Origin of the sequence: [Collinsella] massiliensis (genome assembly GCF_002161605.1) — a bacterium.
Classification (GTDB): domain Bacteria; phylum Actinomycetota; class Coriobacteriia; order Coriobacteriales; family Coriobacteriaceae; genus Enorma.
On the sequence record NZ_NFIE01000003.1, the window covers coordinates 96,594 to 114,560 of the forward strand.

Here is a 17,967-nt window from a genome sequence, read left to right on the forward strand (position 1 = left end):
TCTACCTCTTCCTCCTCGAGAGCCTCAAGCCGCCGGCAAGGCATACCAGAGACACGATTCCCAAAACAAGCGCGTACGTGAGCTTGGTATCACCGGTGCCGGGCATCTCGCCGGGGACGGGCGGCGTAGGCGCGTCGACAGCGCGAAGCGTCACGCCGTCATCGGATACGCAGTACCCGGGCTCGTCGGCGCTCGTCGAAGTCGCTTCGCCCGCGAGCGTGCCGTCCGCCTGGACGGTGAACTCCCAGGTTCCCTCGATGAGGCTGTAACCCTCGGGCGCAACGGTCTCGCGGATGCGATACGTCTCGCCCACGATGAGCCCCTCGAGCGCCGCGCGACCGCTTGCGTCCACCGGCACGGCCTTCGTGGTGTAGCCATCGGTGAAGCGTCCCGTCACGGCGAACTCAGCGCCCGTAAGCGCGCCGCCACCCGTGGAAACCTTGGCGAGCTGCGCCTCGACGCGCGTATCCGCAAGCGTGACCACCACGCCGCTCGGAGCAGCAGGCGTATCCGCCACCTCGCCATCCTCGCCGGCAACAGGCTCGCTCGGTGCCACCACGTTATCCACGGCCACCTTACCAGCCAGCTCCTCCGGAACCTCGCCCAGCTCAACCGTGCCGTCTTCGAAGACGACGATCGTGAACGCCGGCGCGACCTCATAGCCCGCGGGCGCGGCAAGCTCGGTGATCACATACGCGGTGCCTTCGGCGGAGCCGCTCACCTGCAGGTCAGCGAATACCACGCCCGCCTCGTCGGAGGTGAACGTCTTGCTCGCCGAGCCGTCGGGCAGCGTGGCGTCTCCGTCGGTCGGAGCGATGCTGAAGGTCGCGCCTGCAAGCGCGCCACCCTCTTCATCGGTCTTGACGAAGGAGATGCTCAGCGGTTCATCCACAGCGAAGATGGTCACGCCACCATCGGCGAGCGTGTAACCAGCAGGTGCGTCGCCCACGATCTCAAGCGTGCCGTCCTCGGCGACCTGAACGGTCAGTTCGCCTTCGAGCAGCTCATACCCAGCCGGCGCGACGACTTCGCGCAGGGTGTAGGTCTTACCGCTCTTGAGCTCGGCCTCGATCTCGACGCGGCCGCCCTCGCTCGTGGTGAAGGTGCGGGTCTCGACCTCGTTCGAGCCGGCGAACACACCGGTGACCTCGAACTCGGCGCCTTCAAGACCGGTTGCGGTATCGTTCGAATCCACCTTCTCGATGTTGATCTCGATGGGTTCGTTCACTACGGAAACCTCGAAGGCATTGTCGTCGACCTTCGTGTAGCCCGTGGGCGGCGCGGGCGTTACATTGCCGTTCTCGTCCACCGACCCGACGACGCTGATAGAGCCGTCTTCCTCCACGCGGATACGCATGGTACCCGTGACGCGCTCGTAGCCCTCGGGAGCCTTGACCTCGGTGATGTCGTACTCGTCGCCCACGATGAGCCAAGCGGTCATGCCGAGCCAGCCGTCTTCACCCGTCCGCATGATCTGCGTTTCGGTTGGGTTGGCACCGGCGGCAAACTTCGAGTCGTCCACCGGTGTGATGGAGAACTGCGCCCACGGGAGCGTCTCGCCCGGCTCGCCATCCTCGCCGGCAGGAGCGCGCTTGGTGATCTGCAGCTTGACGGGCTCGTCGGTCACGGTGAGCGAGATGTGGTTGCTGTTCACCGCATACCCCTCGGGGTACTCTTCCTCGTCGAGCGGGTTCTGCTGCGCGTCCGTCACCACGATCTCGCCGCGCTCGTCCATCATGAAGTAGAGCGAATCTTCCAGCTGGGCATAGCCGTCGGCGGGCTTCGTCTCGTGGAGCTCGTAGCGCACGCCGCCCATGAGGCCGGCGTCCACGTGGATGCAACCGTCCTCATCGGTAGTGTAGGTGTGGCTCGTGTTCTTATCCATGCACAAGCCGGTGAGCGTGAACTCAGCGCCTTCAAGCGCATCGCCGTCGTCGTCCACCTTCAGAATGTCGATCTCCTCATGAATGTTCGTCACCATGAAGGAATACGCGTTATCTTCATGGCCGTCCTCATCCAGATCCGCCCGTGCGTAGCGGTCGGGCATGTCGCCTTGCACCGCGAGCGAGCCATCCTCCTGCACCGTCACGGTCAAGACGCCATCCGCCGGGTCATAGCCGCTCGGCGCGCCGCTTTCGTAGATGGTGTAGGTACCGCCCACCATGAGCTGGCCCACCAGCTCGATGTGACCGGTGGAATCGGTCGCGAGCGTCACGGTCTTCGTGGCCTCATCGTAGGTGCCCGCAGCGAACTCGCTCGGGTGCGCGAACGCGGAGTCGTCCTGCGCGGTGATCTGGAACTCGGCGCCGGCGAGCGGCTGGCCCACGTCGTTGGCCTTATTGATCTCGAGGCTCGTGGGCTCGTTCGCCACCGCATTCGTACCGGTGAGCGACGGGTTCAGATGCGTGCGATCGATGGTGAGCGTACCGCTCGTCACGCTGTTGCCGTCGGCGTTCTCGCAGAAGTACCCGTCCGCCGGCTCGGTCTCCACGAAGCGGTACGTACCCCACAGGAGGTTCGTCACCTGGAGCCTGCCCGTGATGCCCGTGCTGCCGGAACCCTCGATGCCGTCGTTGGCGTCGTTGGCCTTATACACCTTGCCGGTCTCGAGCCCTTCGATGATGGTCTCCCAGGTCGTACCGTCCTCGCCCAGGCGCTGCAGCTCGAACGTCGCGCCGTTGAGCGTGCCGCCGCCCTTGCCGGTCTTGGCGATCGTCACCGATCCGCGCTGCGGCACGTTGGGGATGCCCTGGCCGTCGACGAAGTCATCCGCACCGCTCGTCACGGTGAAGTTGATATCCGCGCCGTCGGTGATGTTCATGATGTCATAGGTCACATCGTCGTTGGCGTCGGTGAGCTCAAACGTCGCGCGGAAGCCATTCGAGACGTAGCCCGTGTTGGAGACCTCGGTGATGACGTACGTGCCCTTCTTGAGATTCTCGAGCTTAAGCGAACCGTCGGAGCCCGTCGTGAACTCACGGTCGACCCAACCCGTGCTGTCATCGGACGGCGTGTAGTCGACCTGGAACTTCGCGCCCTGGATGGGCTCGTTCGTCAGCGTATCGAACTTGTGCAGCACCACGTTCGCGTTGAAGCGCTCGTTGCCCATGGTCGTAGAGACCGGCGCGTTCGTGAACGCGAAGTGCGTGTCCTGCGTAATCTCGAGCGTGGCGGACTTCGCGTTCGCCTCGTCCGGCATCACGGCGCCGGAGGTCGTGGCGGTCTCCACGAAGTAGTACTCACCAGCCGGCAGGCCGTCGGAGAGCTTCACGTACTTGCCGCCGTAGGTGAGGTCTTCGCCCGCGGTGCTCTTGGCCTCGATGGAGACGTTGGCGAAGTTGCGCGTGTCCACGATACCCTGGCTGTTCGACGTGAGGCCGCTCGCAATGAGCTCATCCTCACCGTCTTTGTCCATGTCGACGCGGTACAGGCTGAACGTGGCGCCCGCGAGCGCGGCATCATTCGTGCCGCCGTAAGCGCCGTTGTCGGACACGTGCTTCGTGAGGCGCAGGTGGCCGCGGAGCACCGGATCCTCGACGTTCACCGTGATGGTACCGCCGGGGTTCGCGCCCTCGACCTCGAGCACAGCGTTATTGCCGCTCTGGGTGGCGCTCACCTTGCCGTTGCTCGCGATCGTGATGGTCACGTTCGGCGCCTTGGCATAGCCTTCGGGCGCCGTGCTCGTTTCCTTCACGGTATAGGTACCGGCCGGCAGGCCGACGATGAAGCCGGCGTTATCGCCCGTCATCACCGTCTCGCCGCCGTTCTTCTGGCCCTTCGGCCATACGGTGCTCGATGCGACGCCGTCCGTATCCGTCCACACGGCGTAGACGTCGTCGTTCGTGCCGTACACCGTGAGCTCGATATCGCGGAGGTCCTCGCGCGCGTCCTCGCCCTCAGGCGTGAAGTCACTCACCTTGTCGAGGGTGAAGCGCGTCGCCACGTTCGTAATGGGCTCGTTCGTCTGAACGCCATCCTGGGCTGCCGTCGCGGACGTCGTCACCGTGGTCCCGGCAGCGCCGCTCGGAGACGCGGCCTTGTCGGTACCGTACAGCGGGTAGTAGCCCGGCGCATCGGCTTCCTTCTCAACCGCCCAATAGACATAGTCGACGTCATCCTCATTTGCTGCGGGCAGACCGGTATAGGTGAACGTCCAGCTCTCACCGCTACCTTCCCATGTAGGCTGGCCGGCATAGCTCGTCACGTTCTCGGCGGCACCGAACGTTCCGTTGCCCAAGATGGTCGCACGCCAGAGCACCATATCGGGCATATCGTCCTCGGTAAGGTCATCGGCGAGCGTCGTACCGTGATCATCCCATGTCTTCGTTCCGGTGAGGGTTGTGGTGCGCAGGTCGTTGACGAACATCTGCGTATCAACCGATTGATCATCGTCGCTATTCACGCTCTCCACCACGTAGAAGCGATAGGTCACACCTGTCGTCTCATCGGTCGCCGTTGCGATCTCCGTTCCGCTCACCACGTCATAGCTGCCCGGCACCTGCTCGACGACGCGGTACTCGTACGCCACTCCGTCCTCGTTGCAATCGGGCAGGTTCTCCCAGGTCGTAGTCGCAGAATCGCCCGTACCGGAAATGGTCGCGGACACGATGCCGTCATCGAGCGGGCCCTCCGCTTGCTCCACGCCGTACTCCATGAGCCACTGCCACGCAGTATCGCCCTCGGTCACGAGCTTGCGCTGCAGCAGGTAGTGCACGGTCCACTCATCGCCACCGGGACGCGTATCCCACGCGTTCTCGGCATCGCCTTCCCAGGTCTTCGTGGCAGTAATCTTCGTGGACTCGAGCGTGTTGGAGATGACGGTGGCGCTGCCAGTCGTCGTGTTCGTCCAGCTCTCCTGCGCCGGCTGGTAGGGGTGGTACTCGCCGCCACCATTCTTCGTGTAGCTGAATGACACATCCGTGGAGCTCGGCTGATCGATCTCTTGGTCGCCGATGGCGACCTCGACGGCGCGGTATTCGATGCTGAAGAATTCGCCCGCATGCCCCTCGGCGGTACCGCGACCACCCATGGGCAGCCCCGTCCACGAGCTCTTCCAGCCATTATCGGCGCTCAACGTCTTCTCGAGGAAAGCCTTGGCCGCCTCTTCGTCCTCGAACTGTTTGACGAACGCCTCCCAGTAACCCAGATCGTTAAGGATCTGTTCCGGATCCTGCCATGCGCTCGCCTCGCCGTCGGCGTACGTGTAGCGCGCCTGCAGGCGGACCGTCACGGTCGTGGGACGCAGGCCATAGGGGTCTTCTCCGTCGTTCCACTTCTTCTCGACCGTCGCCTGACCCTCGAGCGTGTTGGTGAAGCGGAACCCGCTACCCGGGCTCTGCGCGTTCACGGTCGAAGTTGCCGTCGTCGGATCCTTGGCATTGTCGGTCGTGTAGTAGCCGCCGGCATTCCTGTCCGTATCGCCGAGCACCATGTTAGTCAGCGTCTCGGTGATGCGGTAGCGGTACGCGGTGCCGTCCGGCGACCACTTGTCCACGTTGGAAAGCGTGATGGTGTAGGTGTTCGTGCCCTCGTTCTCCGAGACCGTGAAGTAGTACGGCCCATCGGGGTCGTTCGACTGCAGCTGACCGGTGGCGCCCAGATCGACCGTTTCGCTGTTATCGATGCGCTCGACCTTGAGCCCGGCCATGAACTCCTCGGCCGTGGGACGGATATTGAAGATGTTGTTGAAGTCGACCCACGTCTTGGTGCCCGTGAGGTCAACCGGCTCGGGCGTGTACTCGTTCTTGAACGTCACATCGGGCGTGGTGTCACCCGGCGTGATGGCGTCGTCCGCGCCCACCGTGTCGGGAGCGAGCACGGTACCGTCTGCGGGATTGAGCACGCCAGAGCTCACGCCGCCGTCGACGGCCTCGCCCGTGCCCTTCACGTCACCGACGGAGATGTCACCCACGTCCACCGTGGTCTTGTAGCCGTTGATGTTGTGCTCGACCACGTAGTACTGCCAGTAGCTGCCATCGGGCGCGTAGATATCGAGCCCGCTGAACGTGTACTGCGCCGTAGTCTCAGCCTCGCCGGAACCGGTGACCGTCAAGCCGTCGAGCGACGCGCCGTTCTTCAGCATGTCGTTCGTGAGCGTCACGGAATCCACCAGCGCGGCATCGCTCTTCTCGCCTTCGGCGTTCACGTAGTAGCGGTACACGTCGAACGTCGTCTCGGGGTAGAGGTCGCCCGCCTCGCGGCCGGTGTAGTGCTTCTGCACCGTGAGGCTGCCGGTCTCGGACGTATAGACGTTGTTGATGAGGAACGAACCGGTCTCGCCGTGCTCGATCACGTAGACGCCGATCGAGTCGTCCGCGCTATCGCGCAGCTCGGAGAAGTCCGTGCTTTCGATCCACTCAGACGTGACGCCGCCCGGCTGGTCCACGAGCCCCCACACGACCTCGATCGCGCGGTACTCGTAGACCTTGCCGTCCTCGGTGTAGCGCGGCAGCAGTTCCTGGTTTTCAGGCAACGTCGGATTCTCAGCCGTGGCATTATCGACGGATGTAATGTTGTTCTCGCCGGTGTGCGCCATGGAGTAGGAGTACTGGTTCGTCGTCACCTGCTTAAGGTCAGACGTCCAGGCGATCGCCGAAGTGTCGTCGGCAAACGACCAGCTGCCGCCATCTGCCACCTCGAACTTAAGCGACGGCCAGCTATCATCGCCCTGCACGCGCTGCTGCAGGTACACAGTGATCTCGGGCAGGTCGGTATCGACGAGCATCGTACCCGTCGAACCCTGGCTCACGTTCGCGGGCACATCCTCCCAGAGCTTCGTGCCGCGCGCGACGAGGTTGTCGGTCAGGCTGTTCACGAACGTGCCGTCCTCATGAATCGCCCAACCGGTTCCGTTCTCGGTGGGGTCATCGCTGCCCTGTTCCGCATTGGGCACCTTGACCGCATGCGGTTCGTCCGCTTCCTCATGCAGGGTCGTCATGCCTTCGTAGCTAAACTTGACGTCAGCGTAATCGAGCGCGGAGCCATCGGCTGCCATAGACTCGCTCGCGTAGTAGATGTACTCACTACCGTTCTCGTCATAGGCAGGAAGGTTCGCGATGGAGCAACTTTGCTCGTATTGCGGGTCCTCGGTATCGGGCGTGCCCGACCACAGGTACTGCACGTACCCCGCGACCTGCTCCGGTTCGCTGTAGGTGAGGTTCCCCGCTTCGTCCACGCCCACCGTCACGCGGTAGAGCGTGAGGTAGATGTCGGGGCGCTGGCGCAGGTTGTCGTTCACGTAGCGATCCTGCCAGAGCTTGTGGAACGTGACCGTGCGCGTGCCCTGGCGCGTGTTCGTGAACTCAATGGCCTGGTTGTCGTGGAAGTGGCGCGTGCCGACGTTGTAGTCGCCCACGGTCTTCGTGGGGACGTACTCGCTGCCGTTCAGCCCGCGCTCTTCAACGTCATAGTGCACGACGAGGCCGTTGCCGTCGTACTTGGGCAGGCCGTGGATGTAGTACGTGGAGCTGTAGGCGTCATCGGCCGTATCGACCGTGATGATGAGCTTGCCGTCCTCGACGCGGTAGATGCTGTCACCGCCCGTCAAAAGCTGGTTGCCCTCGTTGTCCACCACAGGCAGCGTGTTCGCATTTGCACCGCCGGCAGACACCGTGATGCCGCCGCGACCGTCTACACCGAACGCCTCGTCGTTCTCCAGGCAACTCACCACGAGCTCGGCCTGCGGACGGTCATGTTCTCCCTGATCGTTCCAGGTTTTCTCGATGGTGAGGTCGAAGATGCCCAAACGACGGTTCGACGCCGTCACAGCTTGCATATCTTCAAGATACGTCGGTTCGGCATCCTCGCTCGCCGTGGTGCGGTAGACGTGGTCGGGCGTGGCGATGCGCACGGCGTCTTTCGTACTCATATACTCCCACGCGGTGTTGATCCACGCGAGGTCGTCGGTGATGCCTTCGTATGCGTCCTCCGCCTCTTCGTAGGTCACGGCTGGGTACTGCGGCTCGATGCTGCCGTCTTCCTGCTCGACGACGCCCATGCCGCGCTCGACGACCTTGAAGTACGTGTAGTCGACGTTACCTATAGGCACATCGACCTCGGCATACCAAGATTCGCCCGCCGTGAGCACGATGTCCTCGACCACGATGTCGCCGGGATCGTAGTGATAGAGCTCGCCCGTTGCGGGATCAATGTTCTGCTCTGCGGTCATCGACTTCACCGCGACGAGGTCGACCACCACGGGCAGACGGTGCGAAGAATCGTCGCCGTCGTTCCACTGCTTGATGACGCGGATCTCGGAGCCCTCGCCCTCGCCGATGGCGTTGTTGATCGTCGTGGTGTGCGTCTCCGCGTCATAGATGCGGTCGGCGTACCAGCCGTCCTTCTGCGTCTCGAGTACCAGGTAGGTGTAGCGCACACCGTTTTCCGGGTTGTACTTGGGCAGATCCTCGAAGTCGAGATGGTACGAACTCGTCTCCTGATAGGTTGCGCCCGGGAGGTTCCTGATTTCCGTGGCGGAGGGATCGACGGTACCGTCCATCTCGAACGCGCCAATCAGCTTGCCATCCTGGAACAGCTGCACGGTGGCTATGCCGTCGGTATCCAGATCCGCGGGATCCTTGCCATAGGCTTCTGCTTCACGTGGCGGAATCTGCGCCATGGTGCCGTCGGGCTGCTCCCAGAACTTATCCACACGCTCGTACGTGGTGTTGTCGAACGTGTTGGTAATGGTGTCCGTACCGTCGGGATCGGTGGCCTCTTCGAACGTCGAGGTGAAGGCGAGGTCTTCCGGCTCGCCTTCCATGTTCTCGAGCGTCAGGGTAAACGAGCCGCCGCCCGCGCCGTCGCGCTCGAACTCGACGGGCTCACCGTCGATCGAGATACCCGTCTCGATCCAGCGGTACTCGAGTTCGCGACCCTGGGAATCGTACTGGTCGAAGGTGCCGCTGAACGTCTGGCTCAAGGTCTCGGCCTTCCAGCCGTCCACCTCGATCGTCGTGTCCGTATCCTGCCAATCGGCATCGCTCGTGCTCGACGCCAGGCGGCTCTGCGCCGTGAACGTGACCGTCACGGTATCGAGCGAGTCCTGGAACGCCGCGATCTCCCACGTCTTCGTGGCCTCGACCGTCACAGTGCCGGTCAGGCGGTTCGTGATGGTACCGTCGTTGTAGATGAAGGGGTCGTTCGCGCGATCGGGTTGATCGAGTTCCTGCTTGTTGCCGTCCCCGTCCGTATAGTTGGGCTGCGTGTCGGTCTCGTTACCCTGGCTATCCACGGAGCCGAACACAACCTCATAGTTGGAAGATAGACCCGTATCCTCGCGCAATGCATAGATATAGGGGTAGCCGTCCGGATCGTATTTCGGCAGGTTGCTCAGAATGTTCGCGCCCTGCTCGCCATATTGCTCGGCGAGCAGCTTGCCCAGGTCGATGGTATCGTCCTGCGAGCCTGCGGGGATCTCGATGGTCACGTATTCGACGCTCTCGGCGGCGGTACCGGAACCGTCGATAGCGTTCATCTGCACCTGCGATGCCGTAGCAGGGCTGCCATTCTTCGAATAGCGCCACAACGTGAACGATGCCGCAGGGCGCTCATCGATGTTCCCACCGTCGAGCCAAACCTTGGTCGCATCGTAGCTCGTCGTGCCGACGGGGCGGATCGTCATGGTGCCACCGTCGTAGAGCTTGTCGACAGAGCTGCCGTGGCTCGGAGACGCCGAGTTGTTGTACGCAGGCTGGTAGTAGTCCTTACCCGAGGTGGTGTCCGTCGGGTCCTCGAAGTACGCGTAGTACACAATCGGCGCGCCGTTGAGGTCGTATTGCGGCAGCGTCGCTTTGATGGTGGCCGTATTGCCGTCCTCGGAGAACGTGATGTCGAAGGCCTGGCCTTCGCCGAGCTGCGCCTCTATCATCTCTTCAAGCGTGTCGGAGCGCACGTTGCCGGTGCCATCGACAACCTGCTTGTTGTCGATGAGCGCGCTGAAGCGGAAGTACTCGGCGTAGTCGGCCGCATTGAGCGTGCTGCCGAAAATCTCCTTCAACGTCTTGTCGCCGAGCTTGCCCTGGATGGTAAAGGTGTAATCCTGCGTGAGCATGAGGTAGCGCTGGCCGCCCGTCGCACCTTCGTCGTTCTCGCCGTAGGTGTAGTTCTGGGGGCGCTCATTCGTATCGTTGAGGCGCCAGGAGATGGCAACCTCGTGCCGCTCGGGCGGATTGAAGAGGGCATTACCGTGCTCGTCGAACATCTGGTTGCCGTCCTCATCGAGCTGCGGCGTGGTGACGGTCTCGACGAACTGCGTGGGCATGCCTTGGACAGACACATTCCACGTACCGATGCTCTGCGCCGCGGCGCTCGCCTGCTTCACCCAATTGGGCGCCTCGCCATCGCCGATGTAGAGCTTCAGGCGCGCCTCATCCGTGAGGTTGCCATTCTCATCGACAAGCGAGATCCACGATGCTCCACCGTCGAGCGAGAACTGCGGGATGACGTTCTCAGCATAGCCTGCCATGTCGGGGCGATTGCTCGAATTGTTGTCGCACCAGGTGATGGCCATCTGCGCCGATCCGGTGAGGCTCTCGTACGAATACGTCGTCGAACCCTCAACGTTCGCGGCGTTCATCATACCCGGCAGCGTGAGCGCGTTCATCACGTTCATCACGGTGTCGGTCGAGGCAATCTCCTGTTCGGCGATGGTCTCGTTATCCGAGAGCTCCGGGAGCTCGACCACGACTTCAAAGGCCGAGCGCGCGGGGATCTGGAGCGTGGCCGTCTGCACGGCACCTGTCGCGCTCTGCTGCAACAGCCAGTCGATCTGCGTCGCGGTCTCGCCCGCGAGACTCGTGGAGAGGAGCACGTCGAGGTCGATGCTCGCGCTGTATGTCGAAAGCTCGCGCGCCTCGCCGGTTGCCGTGTCCACGGGTGCGATAAACGTCACGGTGAGGACGCCGCCCTTGTAGGCCGCCTCGGCGATCTTCACCGTCGAGGGTGTCCCGTCCGCCGCGATCTGGAACACATCGATCACGTCTGCGGGGTTCGCAAGCGCGATGCCCGACGGAAGCGTGACCTCGAACGAGTCGCCGGGGACAATGCTCTCGGGCGCGGTATCCACCTGATCGGCGTTTGCGGGATCGAGGAAGAAGGTGAGGTTGAGCTTTGCCGGATAGGTCTCGGGGACGAAGGTCTCGGTCTTTGGCTCCTCGGCTGCGGACTGCTCGTCTTCAGACGCGCTTGCAGATGCGCCCTCCGCGTCATCGATGGCCGCGGATTCTTCGGCATCGCCGGTGGCGTCGGCCTGCTCGCCGGCGGCGTCCTCGGCCTCCGAGGCGGCGTTCTCGGGTTCATCGGTTTCCGGCAGCGCGATGGTAAGACCAGTGCTCGAGAGTTTGAGGGCGCCAAGATCGCCCGTCCAATTGAAGAGCTCCGTGCGCTCGGCGGGCATCACGTCCTCGGTGTCGGGGTCGGTAGCGTCGGTATCAGCGGCATCCTCGGTTTCGGCAGCTTCGTCGGTGGCATCGGACGGAGTCTGGTCGCCGTCTTCAGAGGGGTCGGAAGACTGCGCGGTATCCGTCGAATCGGATTCGTCATCGGTCGCCGTGGAGGTGGAATCATCGCCGCTCGCCGAATCGCCCGTTGCAGCAGGATCCTCGGAGTCGGCAGCATCGTCGGAGGCGCTCGCTACCGCTTCGGTGTCGACGTCGCCCTCAGTATCCTGCTCGCCGGATTGGCCGTTTTGAGCAGACCCCCCCCCTGAACCATTATCAGTCTCAAGGGTTTCGGCAGATGAACCGTCCTGCCCGTCATCGTCGTTCGATTGAGATCCGTCGCCCGCGCGCGACATGGCGAGCACCTGGCCGATCTCTTGCGCCAGCACCTGCGGTACACCGGAGCCCATAACCGTCTGCAGCGATAGGACGACGATGAGCACGATGGCGATGGCTCGGGCACCCCACGAGTGATAGGCGCGCTTCAGGAGTTTAGCGATTCTGGCGTGGTTCATCTTCATATGCGGTTGCCTCCCTCGAACTGGCTGGGTTCCCGCACATAAACCGCCTCCTAAATTTGCCATTTAACAAGCAGTTTTATGGACGATGCCCAGGTAAGTCTATTAAATTTATGAGGGGGTACTTTTGTCAATACTCATCATTTGAGGTGGGGGGTTATGTTTTTAGGATATATGATAGATTATCCTAAAAACGTAGCGCTATCCCTTGTGTTATTCATCGCAAATGGGATATTACCCCGGGGACATTAATTTTCAACACCTTGTGCAATTCTGACACGAATCTCAGCTGCCCTGTGGAAAACCGCGCACGGCAGCAGGACACGGTGCAACGTCTGCGGCAAGCGCACGGCTCCCCACATTCAGGGCCTCAATTCCGGCGCATCTGCATGATGGCCTCGACCAGAGGCAGATCCTCGGGCACCGTGACCTTGAGGTTATCACGCGGAGCCTCGATGCAGCGCACCAAGCCCCCCGCCTCCTCGACGAGCGAGGCATCGTCGGTGCCGACAAACCCCGTGCGCGCGGCGAAATCCATCGCCTGGCGCAGAGCGTCGATGCGAAACACCTGCGGCGTCTGCACGCACCAAAACTGGCTGCGGTCGGGCGTAGAGTCGATGAGTCCCATCGGATCGGCGATCTTCAACGTGTCGATAGCCGGCTGACCGCACACCACGCCGTCGAGGTCGGCGTCGGCGCAGAGCGCCTGCACCGCTGCGTCGATGGTCTCGGGTCGGATGAGCGGGCGTGCACCGTCGTGGATGGCGACGTACGCGCAGCCCTCCGGCGCGGCGACGAGGCCGGCATGCGTGGAGTCCTGCCGCGTCATACCAGCATCGGCGAAGGTGATGGGCGTCTCGAAGCCGCACGGCTCCACCGCGCGAGCACGGTATTCAGCACACCGCTCTTCCGGGCACACCACGACGATATGGCCGATCGTGTGCGTGCGGTCGAATGCCTCGATTGTCCACGAGAGCATGGGGCGGCCGGCGATCTCCACGAGCTGCTTGCCACCGGGGTTGCCGAACCGCGAGCCCGTGCCGCCCGCCACGATGATCGCGCACACGGAGCCACGCTGCTGCCCCGCCTCTTCGACACGCGAGAAATCCGGACAATACATGGCGGGCATAGTTGCAAAATCGCCGAAGCACCCGTCATCTTCTGTCTGAATTTCCGCAGAGCGGGACGCCTCGGGACGAAAAGCGTCCGCGCGAGAAGCCTCGGCGTGCTCGTTAGCCGCCATCACGCGGCACCACCATGCTTGCCGCCCATACGGTAGAGCGAATCGGCCAGGATCGTGGGGTTGTTCACGCCGAAGTCACCCAAACGCTCCGGGTCTTTCTGGATATCGTCCAGCAACTCCTGCAGCGAGCCGTATTCGTCCACGATCTTCTCGGCCACGCCGTCGCGCACAACCGAGACCTGGGAGAGCGTGCGGAGTCCCAGTGGCGTCATGACAGAGTCCTCGTCGAGGTCGTCGTAGCCGAGCGCCTCTGCCACGCGCTTGGGATTCGTGAGCTCCTGCGCGGACATGCTCGAGAAGAGCTTGCGAATGCGCACGGCGTTCTCTTCGGAGGAATCCTGCGCGTAGTCGCGGATCATGAGATTGTAGTCGTTCTCGATCACGTCGCCAGCGAGTTGCTCGAGCTGCATGCGCACGAGCTTGCCCTGGCTGCCGAGCTTAACGATGCAAAACTTGAGCTCGTCTTTCGCCTGCTGGAGGATCTCGAAGCTCGAGAAGATGTCCGTGATGTCTGCAAGGGTGACGTAGTCGTCGAGTTCGAGCGCGGTGAGGCGCAGGAGCGCGCGGTCGAGTTGCGTGCGCGTGGTCTGCAACGTGGAGACGAGCTGATTCACCGAGGCCATGATCTCGGAAACCTGCTGGATCTGGTAGGACTTGCCGTGAACGTAGACGTTTACAACGGATCGACGCTCCGAGACCGAGATCACGATGGCGTCGGTGAGGACGCTCATGCGCGCGGCGGTGCGATGACGCATGCCCGTCTCGCTCGTGGCGAGCGACGGGTCCGGGTTGAGATGGAAGTTCGCGCGCAGAATCTGCGAGAGGTTCTCGTCGATGACGATGGCACCGTCCATCTTCGAGAGCTCGAAGAGGCGGTTCGAGGTGAACGAGATGTTGAGCGGAAAGCCGTCGTTACCGGCCGCGAGGACATGCTCGGTGTCTCCCACGCAGATGAGCGCGCCGAGGTGCCCCGCGATGATCATATCGAGGGCGGTGCGGATGGGCTGACCGGGGGCGGTGAGGCGGATGGCCTCGTTCATGCGCTTTTGAATCTCTTCTTTGTCCACTCTACTCCCCCATCTCGCACGACGTTCACACGTATGCATCTATTTTCGCATGAGCGGGCGGGCGTACGGGACGGCACACGGGACTTTACGAAAAATTGCCTAACACCTTGTGTGCCGCCTTGGGTCGTCATTTTGGAGGACGGGCATGAAGGCGTCGCCCCGGGGCGGCCCTTCGCGTGCCTGCCGTACAGCAAAACGGGCGCCACCTGCGTGACGCCCGCTCGCTTCAATCTCTTGTGTCGGTATCCGTTCGAACCCTATCCCTTCGCGCCGGCTCCTACCTGCTGGATTCCGCCGGAACCGCCACCGCCTAGGCGCGGCGCGGCACCCGCCGAATGCGGCGCGGTCTCGAAGCTCGCCCCAAGCTCGCCGGTCGCGCGTGGCGCAGGAATCTCACCCGTACCGTGGCTGAACACGAACTCCCCGCCATCAACGTCGCAGAGGACCGTGTCGCCCGCGCGCCACTCGCCCGCCAGGAGCTCTTCGGAAAGCGGATCCTCGATGAGGCGCTGGATAGCACGGCGCAGCGGACGCGCGCCGTTCGTGAGGTCGGTGCCCTCGGCGACAATCTTCGCCACCGCGGCATCGGTGAGCCGGATGTTCATGCCGTTCGCAATGAGGCGCTGGCGCAGGTCGTCGACCAAGAGCTCCGCGATCGCGGTAAGGCTCTCACCCGTGAGCTTCTGGAACACCACGATATCGTCCACGCGGTTCAGGAACTCGGGACGGAACAGGCGCTTGAGCTCGGTCATGGCGCGGCTCTTGATCTCCTTGCCAGAGAGCCCCGCCTCGCCTGTGCTGCCAAAGCCCACGCTCGATTCCTGCGCGATCTCGCGCGCGCCCACGTTCGACGTCATGATGACGACCGTGTTGCGGAAGTCGACCGTCTTGCCCTGGCCATCCGTGAGGCGACCTTCGTCGAGAACCTGCAGCAGGATGTTGAAGATATCCGGATGCGCCTTCTCGATCTCGTCGAAGAGCACGACCGAATACGGGTGCCGACGCACAGCCTTCGTGAGCTGACCGCCCTCCTCGTGACCAACGTAGCCCGGTGGCGAACCGATGAGTTTCGAGACCTCGTACTCGCTCGCGAACTCGCTCATGTCGAACGAAATGAGCGCGTCCTTGCTACCGAAAAGGTACTCGGCGAGCGTCTTCGCAAGCTCGGTCTTGCCCGTGCCCGTGGGTCCCAGGAAGATGAACGAGCCACCGGGGCGACGCGGATCTTTGAGCGGCGAACGGCTACGGCGGATGGCCTTCGCCACGGCGGCGACCGCCTCGTCCTGGCCGATGATGCGCGTCTTGAGCGCGTCCTCGCACGCGAGCAGGCGGCGGCTCTCGTCCTCGGTGAGCGAGGATACCGGCACACCGGAGGTGGCGCTCACGATATCCGCAATCTGCTCCGTATCGATAACGAGCGGGCTCGCGTCGAGCTCAGCTGTCCATGCGGCACGCGCTTCAGACAGCGCGATTTCAGCCTCGTGCTCCTGCTCCTTGAGCTCGGCAGCGCGGTTCATGTCGTCCGCCTCGGACGCCTCTTCCATCGCGGCCTTGAGCTCAGCGACCTTCGCCTCGGCATCGCGAACGGCTTCGGGAGCGCGATTCTTCGCGATACGCGCTCGTGCGCCGGATTCATCGATGAGGTCGATCGCCTTGTCCGGCAGGTAGCGGTCTTGGATGTAGCGCGCCGAAAGGCTTGCGGCCGCCTCGACGGCTTCGGGCGTGTAACGCACGTGGTGGTGCTCCTCGTAGCGCGGAAGCAGTGCGCTCAAAATCTGAACCGTATCCTCGACACTCGGCTCCTCCACGTCGATCGACTGGAAGCGACGCTCGAACGCGGGGTCTTTCGTGAGGTACTTGCGGAATTCCTCGGCCGTGGTGGCACCGATGATCTGGAATGCGCCGCGCGCAAGCACGGGCTTCAACATAGAGCTCGCATCGATGGATCCCTCGGCGGAACCGGCACCGATGAGCGTGTGCATCTCGTCGATAAAAAGGATGACGTCATCGGCGTCCGTGCATTCTTGGATGACGCCCTTCAGGCGCTCCTCGAACTCGCCGCGGTACTTCGCACCGGCAACAAGTCCGGGCAGATCGAGCGCCCAGATGTTCTTGTCCATGAGATTCTCGGGCACGTTGCCGGCGGCGATCTCCTGCGCAAGGCCTTCTACGAGCGCGGTCTTGCCCACACCCGGGTCGCCCAGGATGAGCGGGTTGTTCTTGTTGCGGCGCGAGAGGATCTCCATCATGCGGCCGATCTCGCGCTCGCGGCCGATCACCGGGTCGAGCTCGCCGGCGCGCGCCTTCGCGGTGAGGTTCGTGCCGAACTGCTCGAGCATCGAGCCGCCCTTGTCCTGCTTGCCGCCCGTGGCCTCGCCGGAGAAGAACGGCAGCCCCGCGCCCGGCCGGCCGAAGCCCGCGCCCGCCATGGGGCGCTTGCCCTGGTCCTTCGAGATGAGCTGCTCCACCGCCTGGCGGATCGCCGGGGCGGAGACGCCCAGCCGCATGAGGATGTCCATGGCGCGGCATGAGGTCTCGTCGACGATGCCGAGCAGCAGGTGCTCGGTGGAGACGTAGGTCTGGTCGTGGCTGCGCGCCTGGCGGAACGCCGCCTCCATGACGTGGATCACGGCGGGGGTGAAGGCGAGCTTGCCGCCCGTGCCGGGCGCGGGCTCGTGACCCGGCTCCTCGCCGGCGGCGGGCTCGGCGGCGCCGCCCTCGGCCGCGGGCGCATCGCCCGTCGTGGGGCCGTCGGCCGCAGCGCCCTCCGGAGCCGCGGCGGACACCGTCCCGGTGCCGCCCGGCTTCGTGGTCGCCGACTCCTTGAGCTGCGTCATGATGTCGTCATAGGAGAGCTCGAGCGAGCGGAGCGCCTCCGCGGCGACGCCCTCCTCTTCCTTCGCGAGCGCGAGCAACAGGTGCTCGGTGCCCACGTTCGTGGTTCCCAGCGCGACCGCCTCCTGCTTCGCGATCGACATGACGCGGCGCGCGCGGTCGGTGAATCTCTCTAACATGCGTAAAACCTCTGCTGTGCTCTGACGATATGTCACACGGATGACGCAGCCGACACGCTGCGCATCCTCCTTGTTTACCCAAAGGCGTCACATCGTAACACAACGCATGGAGAAGCGCTGGGGCACCCTCCCCTAGCGGGCGACGGGCTCGGCGAGCACCGTGCCCTCGGGGAACGCACTGCGGAACGCGAAGCGCGAGAGGGGGCCGGCGATGAGCAGGTTCCACGGAAGTGCTGCGATGAAGTTGAACGGGATGTTCCCCAGCCAGATCGCGGGGATCATGGCGATGTCGCCCGTGTGGGTCACGGCCTCGACCGCGCCGTAGAGCGACATGAAGAGCACCATGGGGAAGACCATCATGGTGCTCACGGCGAGCATGATGGCGAACGGGGCGCTCTTGCCAGGCGTGACCAAGAAGCGGAAGGCGAACCACTTGGCGAAGCGGCTCGCCACCAGCACGTCGAGCGCCATGGCCACGAGGTAGGCGGGCGGGAAGCCCAGCCACGCCTCGGCGACGACGCCCAGATCGAGCTGCCAGCCGTGCACGCGGGCGACGTTGTAGACGGACATGCCCATCACCATGCAGAAGCACATGATGACGGTGAAAATGAGGCTCTCTCGCTTGTTCTGGGGCATCGGGGACATCAATCCTCTCTGAATCGGGTCGTACCGGGCGCCACCGGCATT

5 protein-coding genes are annotated in these 17,967 nt (G+C 63.4%); all 5 read right to left on the bottom strand.

Features of this window, described 5'->3' with window-relative positions; all coding sequences use genetic code 11:
• Window position 1: 1 nt before the first annotated feature.
• On the bottom strand, window positions 2–11,959 hold the full coding sequence (locus B5G02_RS01915) for a SpaA isopeptide-forming pilin-related protein (protein ID WP_094334968.1): 11,958 nt from the start codon (window positions 11,957–11,959) through the stop codon (window positions 2–4).
• A 367-nt stretch (window positions 11,960–12,326) separates the two neighbouring features.
• On the bottom strand, window positions 12,327–13,076 hold the full coding sequence (ispD, locus tag B5G02_RS01920; protein WP_094334987.1) for a 2-C-methyl-D-erythritol 4-phosphate cytidylyltransferase: 750 nt from the start codon (window positions 13,074–13,076) through the stop codon (window positions 12,327–12,329).
• A gap of 122 nt (window positions 13,077–13,198) precedes the next feature.
• A complete protein-coding gene (gene disA / locus B5G02_RS01925; RefSeq protein WP_094334969.1) occupies window positions 13,199–14,266 on the bottom strand; it encodes a DNA integrity scanning diadenylate cyclase DisA in 1,068 nt (355 codons plus the stop codon).
• A gap of 257 nt (window positions 14,267–14,523) precedes the next feature.
• Complete coding sequence (locus B5G02_RS01930) at window positions 14,524–17,280, bottom strand: ATP-dependent Clp protease ATP-binding subunit (RefSeq protein WP_094334970.1); 2,757 nt, start codon at window positions 17,278–17,280, stop codon at window positions 14,524–14,526.
• Between the two features lie 132 nt (window positions 17,281–17,412).
• Window positions 17,413–17,916: a hypothetical protein gene (locus B5G02_RS01935; protein WP_019239767.1), complete on the bottom strand. Its 504-nt coding sequence runs from the start codon at window positions 17,914–17,916 to the stop codon at window positions 17,413–17,415.
• Window positions 17,917–17,967: the final 51 nt, after the last annotated feature.

What these genes read in the sequence shown, in the direction of transcription:
- ispD (WP_094334987.1), bottom strand. Translation starts at nt 13,076, where the DNA reads ATGTATTGTCCGGATTTCTCGCGTGTCGAAGAGGCGGGGCAGCAGCGT.
- B5G02_RS01935 (WP_019239767.1), bottom strand. Translation starts at nt 17,916, where the DNA reads ATGCCCCAGAACAAGCGAGAGAGCCTCATTTTCACCGTCATCATGTGC.
- B5G02_RS01930 (WP_094334970.1), bottom strand. Translation starts at nt 17,280, where the DNA reads ATGTTAGAGAGATTCACCGACCGCGCGCGCCGCGTCATGTCGATCGCG.
- B5G02_RS01915 (WP_094334968.1), bottom strand. Translation starts at nt 11,959, where the DNA reads ATGAAGATGAACCACGCCAGAATCGCTAAACTCCTGAAGCGCGCCTAT.